General features: G+C 71.7%; 15 protein-coding genes and 1 pseudogene. 14 read left to right on the top strand and 2 right to left on the bottom strand.

Annotated features, from left to right (window positions below; genetic code table 11):
- The first annotated feature begins 286 nt into the window (after positions 1–286).
- The 4 genes from ALLO2_RS20055 to ALLO2_RS20040 all read left to right on the top strand — a co-directional run bounded on the left by ALLO2_RS20055 (position 287) and on the right by ALLO2_RS20040 (position 2,443).
- Positions 287–1,117: a hypothetical protein gene (locus tag ALLO2_RS20055; protein WP_023841829.1), complete on the top strand. Its 831-nt coding sequence runs from the start codon at positions 287–289 to the stop codon at positions 1,115–1,117.
- A 213-nt stretch (positions 1,118–1,330) separates the two neighbouring features.
- On the top strand, positions 1,331–1,561 hold the full coding sequence (locus ALLO2_RS20050) for a hypothetical protein (protein WP_023841830.1): 231 nt from the start codon (positions 1,331–1,333) through the stop codon (positions 1,559–1,561).
- Positions 1,551–2,258: a head maturation protease, ClpP-related gene (locus ALLO2_RS20045; RefSeq protein WP_023841831.1), complete on the top strand. Its 708-nt coding sequence runs from the start codon at positions 1,551–1,553 to the stop codon at positions 2,256–2,258. Before ALLO2_RS20050 ends, ALLO2_RS20045 begins: the two co-directional genes overlap by 11 nt.
- Positions 2,255–2,443 (top strand): hypothetical protein, encoded by a 189-nt coding sequence (locus ALLO2_RS20040; protein WP_023841832.1) that lies wholly within the window; start codon positions 2,255–2,257, stop codon positions 2,441–2,443. Before ALLO2_RS20045 ends, ALLO2_RS20040 begins: the two co-directional genes overlap by 4 nt.
- Before the next feature lie 795 nt (positions 2,444–3,238).
- On the opposite strand, the gene ALLO2_RS20030 is transcribed toward ALLO2_RS20040, so the two are convergent.
- Together ALLO2_RS20030 and ALLO2_RS20025 are read right to left on the bottom strand one after the other, a co-directional pair.
- The gene (locus tag ALLO2_RS20030) at positions 3,239–3,508 is read right to left on the bottom strand and encodes a hypothetical protein (protein WP_023841835.1); all 270 of its coding nucleotides are present in this window, start codon (positions 3,506–3,508) and stop codon (positions 3,239–3,241) included.
- Between the two features lie 378 nt (positions 3,509–3,886).
- Entirely contained in the window at positions 3,887–5,383 is a 1,497-nt protein-coding gene (locus ALLO2_RS20025) for a recombinase family protein (RefSeq protein WP_023841836.1), read from the bottom strand.
- Positions 5,384–5,409: 26 nt separating this feature from the next.
- Between ALLO2_RS20025 and ALLO2_RS20020 the strand changes: the two are divergent.
- The 10 genes and pseudogenes from ALLO2_RS20020 to ALLO2_RS19975 form a co-directional block, all read left to right on the top strand.
- Positions 5,410–5,892, top strand: a pseudogene (locus ALLO2_RS20020) (cell division protein FtsK); the annotation flags it as partial.
- Complete coding sequence (locus tag ALLO2_RS20015) at positions 5,889–6,113, top strand: hypothetical protein (protein ID WP_035734152.1); 225 nt, start codon at positions 5,889–5,891, stop codon at positions 6,111–6,113. The pseudogene ALLO2_RS20020 and the gene ALLO2_RS20015, both read left to right, overlap by 4 nt.
- Positions 6,110–7,828 (top strand): replication initiator, encoded by a 1,719-nt coding sequence (locus ALLO2_RS20010; RefSeq protein WP_011435481.1) that lies wholly within the window; start codon positions 6,110–6,112, stop codon positions 7,826–7,828. The genes ALLO2_RS20015 and ALLO2_RS20010 overlap by 4 nt, the downstream gene beginning before the upstream one ends.
- A 29-nt stretch (positions 7,829–7,857) precedes the next feature.
- Positions 7,858–8,052 carry a helix-turn-helix domain-containing protein gene (locus ALLO2_RS20005; protein WP_011435482.1) on the top strand — a complete coding sequence of 65 codons (195 nt, stop codon included), beginning with the start codon at positions 7,858–7,860 and terminating at the stop codon, positions 8,050–8,052.
- Positions 8,053–8,182: 130 nt separating this feature from the next.
- Positions 8,183–8,482 (top strand): hypothetical protein, encoded by a 300-nt coding sequence (locus ALLO2_RS20000; protein WP_011435483.1) that lies wholly within the window; start codon positions 8,183–8,185, stop codon positions 8,480–8,482.
- A gap of 250 nt (positions 8,483–8,732) precedes the next feature.
- Positions 8,733–8,942: a hypothetical protein gene (locus ALLO2_RS19995; RefSeq protein WP_023841838.1), complete on the top strand. Its 210-nt coding sequence runs from the start codon at positions 8,733–8,735 to the stop codon at positions 8,940–8,942.
- The gene (locus ALLO2_RS19990) at positions 8,942–10,222 is read left to right on the top strand and encodes a tyrosine-type recombinase/integrase (RefSeq protein ID WP_023841839.1); all 1,281 of its coding nucleotides are present in this window, start codon (positions 8,942–8,944) and stop codon (positions 10,220–10,222) included. The genes ALLO2_RS19995 and ALLO2_RS19990 overlap by 1 nt, the downstream gene beginning before the upstream one ends.
- Positions 10,223–10,420: 198 nt before the next feature.
- The gene (locus ALLO2_RS19985) at positions 10,421–11,347 is read left to right on the top strand and encodes a hypothetical protein (RefSeq protein ID WP_023841840.1); all 927 of its coding nucleotides are present in this window, start codon (positions 10,421–10,423) and stop codon (positions 11,345–11,347) included.
- A 176-nt stretch (positions 11,348–11,523) separates the two neighbouring features.
- Positions 11,524–12,549: a replication-relaxation family protein gene (locus ALLO2_RS19980; protein ID WP_035734151.1), complete on the top strand. Its 1,026-nt coding sequence runs from the start codon at positions 11,524–11,526 to the stop codon at positions 12,547–12,549.
- A gap of 297 nt (positions 12,550–12,846) precedes the next feature.
- Positions 12,847–13,368 (top strand): hypothetical protein, encoded by a 522-nt coding sequence (locus tag ALLO2_RS19975; protein WP_023841842.1) that lies wholly within the window; start codon positions 12,847–12,849, stop codon positions 13,366–13,368.
- Positions 13,369–13,972 lie beyond the last annotated feature (604 nt).

Here is a 13,972-nt window from a genome sequence, read left to right as displayed (position 1 = left end):
CCGAGCCTCCGCGCCCGGCCCCGGTCGAGTTCCACATCGAGGTGGACGGCGCGAGCCTCGCGGACATCGCCCGGCCGGCGCACGCCATCGAGCCCGGCCCGGCCGCGTCCTCTCCGCGCGCCGAGGCCGACCAGGCCACACCGCCCGACAGCCTTCCCGGGGTTGCGGACCCCACTTCGTGGGGAGCGGGCTTGCCGGGCGGTGTGGCCGCCCCTCACGAGGAGCCAACTCCCGANCTCGCCCCGGCTGAGGAGCCGTGGGTCAACGTCTTCGACCGGGAGGAATTGTGATTCCGATTCGGGCGGCTTCGCCGCCCTTCGACCTGCGCGGCACGGGGGCTCAGATCGGGGCGCCCATCCCCGGCTGGTTCCAGGCTTTCAAGGAGCATTGGATCGACGGCGATCCGGGCGGAATGACCCAAGAGCGGATCGACGAGCTGAACGCCATTCTCCGCCGTGCGCAGGAGAACCCGAGCGGCGCCGAGGCCCGGCAGATGCGCGCCGTGGCCCGGCGCCGCGAGATCGAAGCCGCCGCGCGGAGCGCCTTCCTGCGCCTGTTCAGCGACGGCAGCGCCCGGCTGACGGAAGACCACCTCCGCGACGCCGAGGCAGAGGCCGCGACGCTCGACCCCGACATCGACGGCCTGGACCGCGCGGTGGCGCTGTACCTCGTGGATCTGGTGCGCGAGCGGCTCGCGAGTCAGGCTGAGACCGACGCGCGCCGGACCGAGTTCGCGTCTCGGCTCGGCGAGATCGACGCCAAGTTCGACCGCTTGGACGCCGAGGCCGCGAAGGCGGTCGCCGCCGCACGCGAGGCTCTGGCCGAGGCGGGCCGTCGACTGGAGGCCCGGCGGGACCACCTCGCCGACGTGCGCCGCAGCATGGTCGAGAAGGGCATCCCGGCCGAGGATCTCGGCCGCGCCGACGTCGATCCGCGCGCGGTGCTCTCGGCCCTGGCCGGTGGCCGGCGGCCCGCGACGCTGCCCGCGCGGATCGCCGACGCGCTCGGCCCCGTCACCTGGGTTCGGGGCCGCGCCCGTCACGACCCCTTGGCGCCGCTGCCCCGCGCACGACGCGCCGACCCCGACGCGCCCGTTGAGCGTGGGGTGCGGATCTGATGCGGCCCCGCGGATCGGCCGACGACCCGCCCGACAACGCGACGCCACCGGGGGGTGTGGACCAGACCGAGCGGCCCGATCCCCTCGCCGAGCTGACGCTCTGGGTTCAGCGGGAGCAGGCCCGCACTCCGAGCGCGGCGAGGGGGACACCCCGCCGACGCCGGCCGGGTCGACGCGGACGGGGGCGGACCCCGGGGACCCGGGGGCGGCGCTGTGCCTAGCGGCCTGCTCAGCGTCGCCGGCCTGGCCTGGATCGCCGGTCTCGTTACGGCCGCCGTCTGGGTTCTCGCGGGCCTCGGCTGGGGTCTTCTCGCGCTGGGCCTGGTGGGCGGGCTCGCGCTGCTGTGCGTCGACAGCTTGTTGGACGAGGACGACGACCCGGAGACGCGCGAGCGCGTCCGGCTGGTCGACCGAGCTTTGAGGAGAACCCCCGATGGGGACTGACCGGTTCGACACCGAGTTCCGCCGCGCGCTGCGCGAGGCGTTCGCGGATGGGGCGCGGGAGCGGCCCGGCGACGTGCTGCGCCAGGCGTTCGCCGAGGCCAGTCGCGACGCGGCCCGCCGCGCCGTCTCGGGCGGGGTGCGCGCGTCCGCCGCGCTGGCGCTGGCTCCGGCCCGGGAGGGTCTCCGCGTGGCGAACCGCGCGGGCCTCACCGCCGACGCCTGGCTGATGGACGAGATCGGATGGGGCGGTGTGGACGCGGCGACGTTCGTCCGCGAGCTGTCCCAGATCACAGCCCCGGCGGTGACGCTGCACCTCAACTCGCCGGGCGGGGATCTGTTCGACGGCTGGGCGATCCGCAACGCGCTGCGGAGCCACCCGGCCCGGGTGACGGCCGTCGTGGAGGGCCTCGCCGCGTCCGCCGCGTCGGTCGTCGCCACCGGGGCGGACCGCGTCGTCATGCGGCCGGGCAGCCAGCAGATGATCCACGACGCCCGGTCGGGATGGGGCGGGGGCAACCCCGAGGAGCTGCGCCGCACGGCCGACCAGCTCGACCGGCTGAGCGACGACATCGCCGCCGCCTACGCCGCCCGCGCGGGGGGCGACGCCTCCGCTTGGCGCGATCTCATGCGGCGCGAGACGTGGTTCTCGGCCACCGAAGCCGTCGCCGCGGGCCTCGCCGACGAGGAGTCGGAATGACCACACCCGCCGATCGTGTCGTCGCGGAGGCCGAGCAGATCGCGCGGCGCGAAGCCTGGGCGGTGTGGGCCGAGATGCGCAAAGCCCGCCCGCTGCGCGGCTCGTTTCTGGGCCTGGCCTGGCGCAGCCTCCACACCGCCCTGACGACGCCGCCCGCGGCTGCCACCGGCAAGGAGAATCCCTGATGGCTAACTTCCCCGTCGACCAGCTCNCCCCGCTGAGCGCGACAGACCGACGTCGAGCCGCCGACATCGTGGATCGGCACATCACCCAGTCGCCGACGTCGCCGCTCGGCCAGGCCCGCCAAGCCCTCGCCGATGCCGCGCGCAACGGGACCGAGGCGGCGACGGTCGATCTGGCTGTCCTGCGGCGCGACGCGCTGGCGGGCCTCGGCGTCGCGCTGCACAATCTGGCACGGGATGCCGGCGAGTTCNGGCCGTGGTTCGACGTCGTCCGCGACGAGTGCGACGCCCGGGCCTCAAGCAGCGGCGTCGGAGGCCCGACGTTCGCCGAGACGACCGGGGTTGGCCGGTGAGCGAGGCCCCGCCCAGCCGCGATGAGCGACCAGACCTGTACGACGACCGGGGCCGGCTCGCGAACGACTGGGCGCGCCGGCTGCGGAATGAGCAGGCCGTGACCCAGCGGCATGAAGTCCGGTCGTGGATGGGCGCGGTGACGGGNGCGAGCCCATCAGACAGTGGCTGACCTGTGGTCAGATCATGGCTCGCCTGTGGCAGCCCTCGCCCCTCACCGGGCGGGGGCTGTTCGGCGCTACAGCCCGTGAGCACCTGAGACGTTCTGTGACGATGCGCCCACGTCGCCCCAACGAACGACACGCGCGCGATGCTTTGGCTCGTCAGCGTCGATCTGAGGCGTCCTTAAGGAGCCGCCTCGCGTCATACGTCGCGACGTCGCGCAGCGAGGCCACCGAAAAGCCCCCGCACTGTGCGCGGGGGCCTCGGCAATTGGGCGGTGTGGGGCTACTCGGCCTTGGCGCGAGCCCGACGGCAGGCGGCGCGGGCGGCCTTGGTCTTCGGGTGCGAGCAGTCGGCGTGGGAGGTGTTGACGCGCTTCGGCTTGGCCTCGGTCGTGGGGGCCTCGGTCGCGGTTGGCTCCACACCCGCCGGGGCTTCGTCGACCGGCGCGGGGGTCGGCTCCTCAGCCGGCGCAGCCTCAACGGCCTTGGCCTTGGTGGTGGGCTTCGCGGCGGCGCGACGACGGGCGGCGGGCTTGGCGGTGGGCTCGGTCATTTCAGGCTCCCTCGGTTGCTGTGGGCGGTGCGAGAGCAACGTAGGAGACATCGACGCCCGTCTAAAGGACGACTTCTGTGACGATCCGTGGAGACTTGACCGACGCGTCGTGATGGGGCCAACCAGCGCGCGGATGGCCTCGGCCTCGCTCGGCGTGAGGGGCACCGAGGCCAGCTCACGCGCGCGCTGCGCGGCCGCACATGCGACGTCGGGGGGTGTGGAGCTAAGAAGGGGACGGACGGGCACCGTGGCTCCGGGCAGGCCGACAGATCACCCCTGCTGAGTGATCCGCCCTGTTCGCTGCCCGGGCTAGGGTTCCCCGCTCTTGAGGCCGGGGGAGGGCCTGCCTAAGACGTTACGCGCCGCGCGCGGGGATCGTCAGCGGCGGTCGATCACCACGTGGTCGGTCGTGCCCCGCTTGCCCCGTCCGATGGGCAGCAGCGTGATCCGCACCAGGGCGGATATCGTCGCGCGTTGCTGGGACAAGGTCATCACGTGCTCCCAATGGTGCGCGATGTCCTCCACGTCCAACAGGCCCTCGGCGACCGTCGACCGGGCGAGGGCCGTTTGCCGCTGGCGGTGCCGCGTCAGGTCGTCGCGGATCTGGTCGAGCGCCGCCCGCCTGGCGATGGCCGTCACCTCGTCCGTCGGGTCGTCCTTCGCCATCAGAGCGCCGACCGCAGCCGCGCGGGCCTGGCAAGCCTCGATCTCGGTCGCGACCTTCAGCACCTCTTCGGCGTCGGGCGCCTCGGCCGCCACAAGGTTGTCGATCACGCCCGGCTCGCCGAGCAGCCTCACCACGGTCTCCTCCACATAGGCGTCGACCGGGTCGGCCGCGTGACGCAGGCCCCGGCATCCGCCGCGCTGCTTGTCTGGGCAGATGTAGCCCCGGGACTTCGGCCACGGTTGGTAACCGCTGGGCGTCGGCTTCGCCCCGGGCCGACACGTCACCGTGATCTCGCGGCCCTGGGCCAGGCACTTGCCGCACAGGGCGATCCCGGACAGCAGGTGGACGTGACGGTTCGTCCAACCCTCGGGCGCCGTGCGTCCGGAGAACATGCCGACGAGCTTGAGATGGTCGGCATAGCTGATGATCGGCTCCCACTCGGCCTCGCCGTAATCCACACCCAGCAGGACGCTGCGGCCGGCGATCGCCGGGTTGGTGAGGATGTCGCGCAGAACGGACACGGACCACAGGCCGCCCGTCCGCGACCGGCCCGGGTGGAGCGTCGGCACGCCTCGCTCGTTGAAGTCCTGGACGATCGAGTACAGGGTCTCGCCTCTGAGCGCGCGGGGGGCCATCTCGCGGATCACCGCGGCCTCTTCGGGAACGATCAACCGCCGCTTGTGGTGCTTCAGAGCGTGTGGATCGGGGCGGTAGCCGTAACAACGTCCACCGATCGGACGCCCCTCCTTCGCCGCCTGCAGGTGAGAGTCAGACACTCGCGTGGCCAGCTGCTCGACCTCGTGAGCGTCGACCTCGCCCATGATGCCCGCGACCATCCGGCCGGCGGGTGTGGAGAAGTCGAGATCCGGACCGTTCGTGCACACGATCCGCACGCCGTGCTTGGCGAGCAGCTCGTATGTCTCCATCCGCTCGCGTCGGGTGCGGACGAACCGGCCGGTCATGTAGATCACGATGACCTTGACCTCGTCCCGCCGAACGGCAGCCATGAGCCGCTCGAACTCGGGCCGCTCCTTGCCCTTGGTGGCACTCAGGTCGTTGTCGATGTACGACCCAACGTGACGCCACGAGGGCTCCCGCTCGATGCGCCCCTGGCTGTCCTCGGTCTGCCTGGCGACGCCCTTGGCGTCGTTGCCCGGGTCGCTGCTGATGCGGGCGTAATCCGCCGCGCCGATGATGTGATCAAGCACCTTCTCAATTGTGACACAGCGGGGCAGACGTCATCGCGTCGTTGACGGCGTACGTCACCGACCGGGACGTGAAGAAGCGGATCGGGGCGGCGCTGCCGCTGCTGCTCTCGCAGGGCCGCGCCCCCGGCGTCGTGGTCCTGGCGGCGGTGCAGGACCCGCGTAAGGAGGTGCTGCCCTTCCGGGACCTGTTCCCGGTCCGGGTCGCACTGCGCATGACCGAAGCCGAACAGCCGGATCTCGTGCTCGGCTCCGGTGCCCGGGACCGTGGGGCACGGGCGGACGAGATCCCGCTGTCGCTGCCCGGCGTCGGCTACGTCCTGGCTGAGGGACAGCCGGAACCGGTCCGGGTCCGCGCGGCCCACATCGACGACACCGAGATCAGCCGCACCGTCTGGGCCTACCGGCCGTCGACGGCAACCGGCGGCGGCTGGACACCCGACCTCGACCCCTACACCGACAGCGGCTCCGCCGACGGTGCCGACCCGGCCGGATGGGATGAGGTCGCATGACCACCCCGGCCGGCGATCCGGATCTGTCCGCTCCGCTGCCTGTGGTGCCGGTGTGCACCACCTGCTCCCACCTGTACGTCGCTCACCGGCGGGGCCGTTGCCATGGCGACACCGGCNCCCGGGCCGGCTGTGCCTGCACCCACTTCACCGAACCCGCCCCGCCCATCGCTACCGACCGTTCGGATCTCGACGTCGACGTCTCGGAGGAACTGCCCGCGTGACCCTCCCTCCCCCTCCCGGCCCTGACCCGGCCGGCCCCCACGACCCCACCAACCGTGACGATCGGCCCGGCTCTCGGGCGGCGCGGATGCGGATGCCGCTCGCCCGTGCGGTCGTCGAAGCGGTCGCCGTCGAGAACGGCGTGTGCGTCCGGCCGATGGCGATGCGGCGCACGAACCTCGACACCGGCGAAACCGAGATCATCCCCGTACCCTGCGGCGCCACCCTGGCCAGCAAGTGCCCGACCTGCGCGGAGAAGGCCCGGCGGCTGCGGATGGCGCAGTGCAGGGCAGGGTGGCACCTCGACGACGAACCGCTTCCCGACCCGGACCCGCCGTCCGATGACGCGAAGGTCCTTGCCGGCTTCCGCGCGGATCTCGAAGTCGCCCGGCAGGACGCGGAACGGGACAGTGACCCGGCCGGCGTCGCCGAGATCGACGCGCTGATCGGCCAGGTGGACGAGGAACTCAACGCCCTGGGCGTGCGCGGCAAGACTGCCCCGGACAACCGGGACCGGCCCCGCCGTGCCCGCTCGACCCGCCGGCGGCAGGACGCTGCCGACCTGCCGCGGTTGCCCGTGGAGAAGCGCACGATCGGCCGGACGTATGAGGCGGCGGACGGCACGACCTGGCGGCCGTCGATGTTCCTCACGCTGACCTGCGACACCTACGGGCGGGTGAACTCCGACGGAGCTCCGGTGGACCCAGCGTCGTATGACTACCGGCGGGCGGCCCGCGACGCGATCCACTTCCCGAAGCTGATCGACCGCTTCTGGCAGAACCTCCGCCGTGCGGTCGGCTGGGACGTGCAGTACTTCGCCGCGCTCGAACCGCAACGGCGGCTCGCCCCGCACCTGCACGCGGCCCTCCGCGGAACCGTGCCACGGGCCCTGCTGCGGCAGGTGGCGGCGGCCACGTATCACCAGGTCTGGTGGCCACCGTCTGGCCAGCCCGTCTACCTGGACACGGCACTCCCGACCTGGGCAAGCGAAACGGGCGGATACGTCGATCCGGCTTCCGGCCGGCCGCTGCCCACCTGGGATGAGGCGCTCGACGCCATCGGAGACGAGGACGAACCGTCCCATGTGGTGCGCTTCGGCCCGCAACTGCAAGCGGACGGCTTCACCTCGAACTCGGCGCACACCGGCCGGATGATCGGCTACCTCTGCAAGTACCTGACCAAAAGCCTCGACGCCTGCCACACGGCCACCACCGACCGGCAACGGCGCCACGTCGACCGGCTCGCCGAAGCCCTGCGCTACGAACCCTGCTCACCCACCTGCGCGAACTGGCTCCGCTACGGCGTCCAGCCGAAGAACGCGAAACCGGGCCTCGTCCCGGGACGCTGCCGCGGCAAGGCACACCGACGGGAGACCCTCGGCTTCGGCGGCCGGCGGGTCCTGGTGAGCCGCAAGTGGTCCGGCAAGTCGCTGACCGACCACAAGCATGATCGCGTCGCGTTCATCCGGGAGCAGCTCGAAGCGCTCGGCCACACCGCCACCGGCCCGGCCGCGGCAACCGACACCGACCCGGCTCGCACCGCCTGGACGATGCTCCGGCCCGGCGACCCGGCCGCACCTCGCCGCGAACACCTGCTGTTGCAGGCCGTCGCGCAACGCCACGCCTGGCGCGCACAGCTCGACGCGGCCCGACGCGCCGCACCCGACGAACTTCCGGCAATCGGCCTCGGCCCACCGGGCAGGGCACAAGCCGCCTGATCACCCGTCCTGACCCGTGGGAGAGAACCGTGACCAAGCTTCTCCTGACTCCGGCGGAAGCCGCCGAACTCCTCGGTGTCGGCCGGACCACGATCTACGAACTCATGAACAGCGGCGACATCCCGTCCGTGCGGATCGGACGCGCGCGCCGCATCCCGGCCGCTGACCTGGTCGCCTTCGTCGACCGGCTGCGCGGCGTCGTCGAAGAGGGAAAAGCGGCATGACGCGGGCGCGGTGCCGAGCACCACCCACCCCGACCGATCCGGCTCGCAAGCAAGGCGGTCCCGGCGAGTGCGCCAACACCCGACCGGGACCTGAGACCCCACCCCTGCCTCAGACAGGAACGAAGCCCTGATGAACATCTTCTCTTCCGGCAACTTCGGCGCGTGGCGCACCCCCGGCGGAGACTCCCCGCTCGTCGCGACCCGCACCACCGACAGCGGCGACCACACCCTGACGATCCGGCCCGGCGCGGACGTCGGCGACCTCGCCGTGATCCTGGGTGACCTGCCCGCGGACGCCGTGTTCGCCGAGCACTTCGGAGACGTCGACCTCGTCCTGATCTTCCGCCAGGACCCCGGGCTTTCGGCAGTCGTCCCGGCCAACGCCAACCCCTCGACGGGACCGGCGGCGGCGAGCGTCCCCCGCCCATAGCGGCTGCTCTGCCTGCTCTACCCCTCCATTTTTCTTCCGTCCTCTGGTGGCGCCTGAAGCTGTCGGGGTGTCGGACGGGTCCAGGGTCGGCCGTAGGCCGATCGCGTCAGCGACGCGAAGCGCCCTGGACGCGGCCGGCGCCCCGGCAGACCATTCCTGCGCCAGAGAACGGAAAGCCACCGGCACCGGGCAACGCCACCCGCGGCCCGCGCGCCTCTCCCCGTTCTTTCGGCAAGGAGCCCCTTTCATCATGAACACCGACCACGACGGGCACCCGACGATGAGCCTTCAACAGGCTCTCCGGGAACACCTCGACCGTGCCCGCGCCGGACAGGGTCGGCTCTACCCCCAGCCGGACGGTGAGTCCAAGTTCGCCTGCGACATGGGCGACAGCCGCTACGGCTGCCCGTGGTGCGACACCATCGAATGGCCCGACGGCAACCCGCTGGACGCTGCCTGATGGCCGCGCGCAAGGGCCGGCGCGGCGCCGGTGAGGGCGCGATCTACAAGGACGCTTCCGGCCGCTGGCGAGCGACCGTGGACCTCGGCTGGAAGGACGGGAAGCGACAGCGGAAGTACCTGTCCGGCAAGACCCGCACGGAGGTCGCGGAGAAGCTGCGGGCACTGCGCCGAGAGCAGGAAGACGGCGTCGCCGTGGTCACCGGGGTGAAGCCGCTGACGCTGGACGAGTGGCTCACGTTCTGGCTGGACACGATCGCGGCGAGGAAGGTCCGCCCGTCCACCCTGGCGACCTACCGCGGGTACGTGCGGAACCGGATCGTCCCGGCGCTCGGCGCGGTCCGGCTCGACCGGCTCGCCCCGGAGCACCTCGAAGCGTTCTACCACCGGTGCGAGAAAGAAGGGCTCGCCGCGGCCACGGTGCTCCAGATGCATCGGATCATCTCCCGTGCGCTGAAGGTCGCGCACCGGCGGGGACGGATCGTCCGGAACGTGGCAACGCTGGTCGATCCGCCTTCCGTCGACCGGGACGAGATCCGTCCGCTCACGGCGTCGGACGCGCGGGCCATCCTCGACACGGCGAAGGGCCAGCGCAACGCGGCCCGCTGGTCCGTCGCGCTGGCGCTCGGGCTCCGGCAGGGTGAGGCGCTGGGCCTGCCCTGGGACGCGGTCGACCTGGACGCGGTCCCGGCCACGCTCACGGTGCGCCAAGCCCTGCAACGGCGGGCCTGGGCGCACGGCTGTGCCGACCCGAAGAACTGCACCACTGCCCGTCGGTGCCCCCGTCGTACCGGCGGGGGCCTGGTGATCGTCCGTCCGAAGAGCCGGGCCGGTCGGCGGACGATCGTGATCCCGCCGAACCTGGCGGCCAGCCTGCGGGCCCACCGGGCCGCACAGCGCGCCGAACAGCAGGCGGCCGGCGGCGAGTGGGCCAACGAACACGATCTCGTGTTCGTCCAGCCGAACGGGCGGCCGCTCGACCCCCGGGCTGACCACCGGGCCTGGCAGGACCTGCTGTCACAGGCCGGTGTCCGCGCGGCCCGGCTCCACGACGCCCGGCACACGATGGCGAGTCTGCTGCTCGCGCAGAAGGTTCACCCGCGGGTGGTCATGGAGATCATGGGGCACTCGCAGATCAGCCTGACCCTCGGTACGTACAGCCACGTGGCGCCGGAGCTGTCGACGGACGCGGCGGATCGGATGGGCTCCGCCCTATGGGGAGAAACAACCCCGGCCACGGACGGTGAAGAAGGCCAAAACCAGGAGAACGAGAAAGGCTGACATGGCGCGCGCCCGTGGCCGCCCACTGGCTGCCCACATGGCTGCCAGAAAGAAACGGCGGCCCCGTCCAAATGGACGAAACCGCTGGTAGATACGGGTGCACCGGCCGGACCACAATAAGAACCGGACGATCTTGGTTGAGGGCCCTGAGATCGTCGTTCGTCAGGTAGGGACACGTGCCCTGACCAGGGGCGACGCATGAGGACCCCAGACGGCGCCGGCCCGGCCGGCGCTCCGGCCGTGGACGTGTCGGCCCAGAGCAGGGACATCGCGGTCACCCTGGTGACGTTGATCATGGCGCTGGTTGTCGGGTTGACGTTCTTGTTCGGCTTCGGCAATGTCCTCCAACTCGGGCTTCGGTTGGGGGTGCCGATCTGGATCGCGCCGCTGGTAGCCCCGGCCGTGGACCTGTCTGTGGTAGGGCTTTTGCTCGGGACGCGGCAGTTGGCGTTGCGGGGCGCTCCGGTCGAGCTTCTGCGTCCGGCCCGGCGGCTGCTGGTGTTCTCCAGCATTGTTACTCTGGCGCTCAATATCGCCGAGCCGGTGATCGCGGGTGACTACGCGAAGGCCGCGTTCGACAGCGTCGGTCCGCTTTTGCTGATCGGGTGGAGTGAGGTCGGCCCAGGATTGTTGCAGGCCATGCGCCACCCACCCGCATGCCCCCAGAATCCCTCGAATCCGCCGGCTGGTGTGGACGCCACGCCGCCGGCACCGGCGCCAATCGCCGACGGCGGCATCGCCGCACCGCCGTCGGCCTCACCGGAGGTTCCTCGGCAGCGTCGATCTGCGGCGGCTTCGGGTGGGCTGTCGGATGAGGAGTGGCTGGCGTGGGCGCGACGCGAGGACGCCTTGTACTGGGAGGAGAACCACCGGCCGATCTCCTCGGACGAGCTGCGTAGGCGACTGCACGTGGGGTCGAAGCGGGCCCGGAGCCTGGTCACACAGCTACGCGCCGAGGCCCGCCGTGTTCTCGACGAACACAGCTCGGCCGGCGTCCCCACCATGGGCGGCCCTCTCCCGGAGAGCCTCTCTGACAGCGGCGGAGGCGGGGACAGGGTGGAGCTGGTCGAGATCGGGCCGGCGGAGCCGGCCGACCCGCCGGGTGTGCTCGCTGCCGTCGGATGACGCCTCCGCCCGTACGGGCGGGACCAGCATGCACCGGGAGTCCACACCGGGCCGACAGACGCCGGCCCGGCTACCCCCGGCCCCTGCGGAGCTGGCCCCATCCCGTCCAGCCCGGCACTGTCCGTACCCGCCCGTCGACCGCCGCCCGCGTCACCGTCCATGGAGAACACCCGAACGTGATCACGAATCCTCCGCAGCAGAAGCATCTCGGCCGCCGCACCTACGCCCGACCCGCCGCCCGCACCGTCGCTAGCAGTGAGCACCAGCTGTGGCTGGCCCACCACCTCACCCCCCGGGACCGGTGGATCACCCGGATGCTGCACGAGCACCGGGTCCTGACCACCCACCAGATTGTCGAACTCGGCTGGACCGGCCGGCGTGCGGCGAACCTGCGCCTGCTGGAGCTTTACCGCTGGCGCGTCCTCGACCGTTTTCAACCGCTGGTGCCCGCCGGGCTGGCGCCCATGCATTACATCCTCGACGTCGCAGGCGCGGCCGTGCTGGCGCATGAGGATGGCCTGGACCCGAGGAAGATCGGCTACCAGCATGATCGGGCGAAGGGCATTGCTCACTCCCTGCACCTGGCGCATCGGGTCGCGGTCAATGGCGTGTTCACCCGTCTTGTCCACCATGCTCGCCAGCCCGGCGCCGTGGGCACGCTGACCGCGTGGTGGCCGGAAGAACGCTGCGCTCGGCATTTCGGTGACATCGTCCGCCCCGACGCCTTCGGTCGCTGGACGACCCGTGGCGGTGCCACGGTCGAGTGGTTCCTGGAACTGGACTACGGCACCGAACCGCTGCACCGTGTCGCCGCCAAGCTGACCCATTACCAGCAGCTCGCCACCAGCACCAGAATCGCCACCCCGATCCTGCTGTGGACCACCACCGCCCGCCGCGAGGCCCGCATCCGCCAGGCGATGACCCAGACGCTGCACAACCTCGACCGGCCCGAACTGGTGCCAGTCGCGACCACCGCGGCCGACCTCACCCCACCCGACCAGCATCTCGACCCCACCCCGGCCCGCTGGCTTCCCCTGACCGCACCCCGGCCCGGCCGGCTCGGACTGCACCAGCTCCCCAACGTCCCACCGCACCTGCGCCCCACCGCCCGCCAGGACGACACCACCGACCCGTCGGACCCGTCCGGCCGGCTGCACCCGCCGCACCCGATGCCACCCACCAGCCTGCATCCCGCCGCCTGACCGAGGCCCCGGCCTTCCGCGCTGGCGATGCCTTGCAGCCGGCAGGCAAGGCACCGCCAGCGCGGGAGAACGCCTGCTCCGGCCGGGTCTCCGGACGGTCGGGACGCCGGAAGGCCCGTATCAGAGTGACGGGGCATTTACGGCGCCNCCNCCCGCCGCACCGGCCCGAGGAGAAAGGGAGACGGCCGCGGACGGTCGGGACGACGCCCGCCCCGCATGAACAAGTAGAGGCCCGACACCGGCCAGGGCACGACCCCGGCCCGGTCGGGCACGGGGATCACGAGAGAGGACTGTGCCGTGAACGCTGACACCTGGACGCTCGTCGAGGACATCACTAGCCGCGTGCAGCGCGCCGTGCGCGCCGGGGACTACCCCGCCATCCTGGGCCTGCAGGGCGACCGGAACCTGTTCCTCAGCGACTACCCCTACCTGACCAGCTGGGCGACCGCCCTCGCGTTCGAGATCCGCGCCGCCGCCACCGCGAAGGCCGTCCGCACCCACCGCTGGGTTCTCTCTGTCCCCCAGGTCTGGTATGACGACGGCGAGATCATCCAGGCCCGGCCGCTGTACACCGCGCCGCTCCAGCCCGGCGAAACCGAGACGATCAGTTGGATGAGCTACGACGCCACCGACGGGGTCGACTACGGCCGCGTCGAGTTCGCCCGCCGCCCGGACGGCCAGCCCGTCTTCGACGACCTCGAATACTTCACCAGCCCCGTCCAGCCCCTGCCCCGCCACCCCGGCGGCGCCCTGCACCGCCTCCTGGTCGCCGATATCGACCTCAGCGAGATCAGCCCATCCCTGCCCACACGACGCTGACCACATCGCACCCGGTGCGCAGCGCGGGCGGGTCAGCGGGTGGGCAGACGAAAGCGCAACCGATCGGTGTCTGGCCGACGGGGACGCCGCCGTCCGCTTCGATCACCCGTCGGCTGGCCATGTTGCGTCGCCGCACGGTGAGCACCGCCGGGTGAACGCTCAGCCAAACTCACTGGCCGGACCCACCGACCCGGCCCAAGCACAGGAGACCGGCCCGACCCCTGTATGCGACCAACCAAGAGACCACCGGTCGAGACGCCCCCACGGTCATCAAATACGAGCCCCGCCCAGCAGCCGCAGGACCCCAGCCCGCCAGCCCTCCCGTTCGAATCCGAAACCCNCCCCNCCGACCCAAGTCGCACCGCGACAAGCCAATAGCACCGGCACACCACCACGACCGGGGCCGTTTCCGGACCGGGACCGCTTCTGGACCGGAAGCGACCGACTCACCACTGGTACGAGACCGGACCGCACCCGCAGATATCGACACATCCAACATCCACACGACCGACCGAGACCGAACGACACCACACACACTGATAGCAGCGCCACCGAATCGGCCGGTACCACCAGCGCGACCAGCGCCACCAGCGCGACCGGCTCG

This window comes from Frankia sp. Allo2 (assembly GCF_000733325.1).
GTDB classification, from domain to species: Bacteria; Actinomycetota; Actinomycetes; order Frankiales; family Frankiaceae; genus Frankia; species Frankia casuarinae.
Note: the sequence above shows the minus strand (reverse complement) of the source record. Positions and strands in the feature narration are given on the sequence as shown.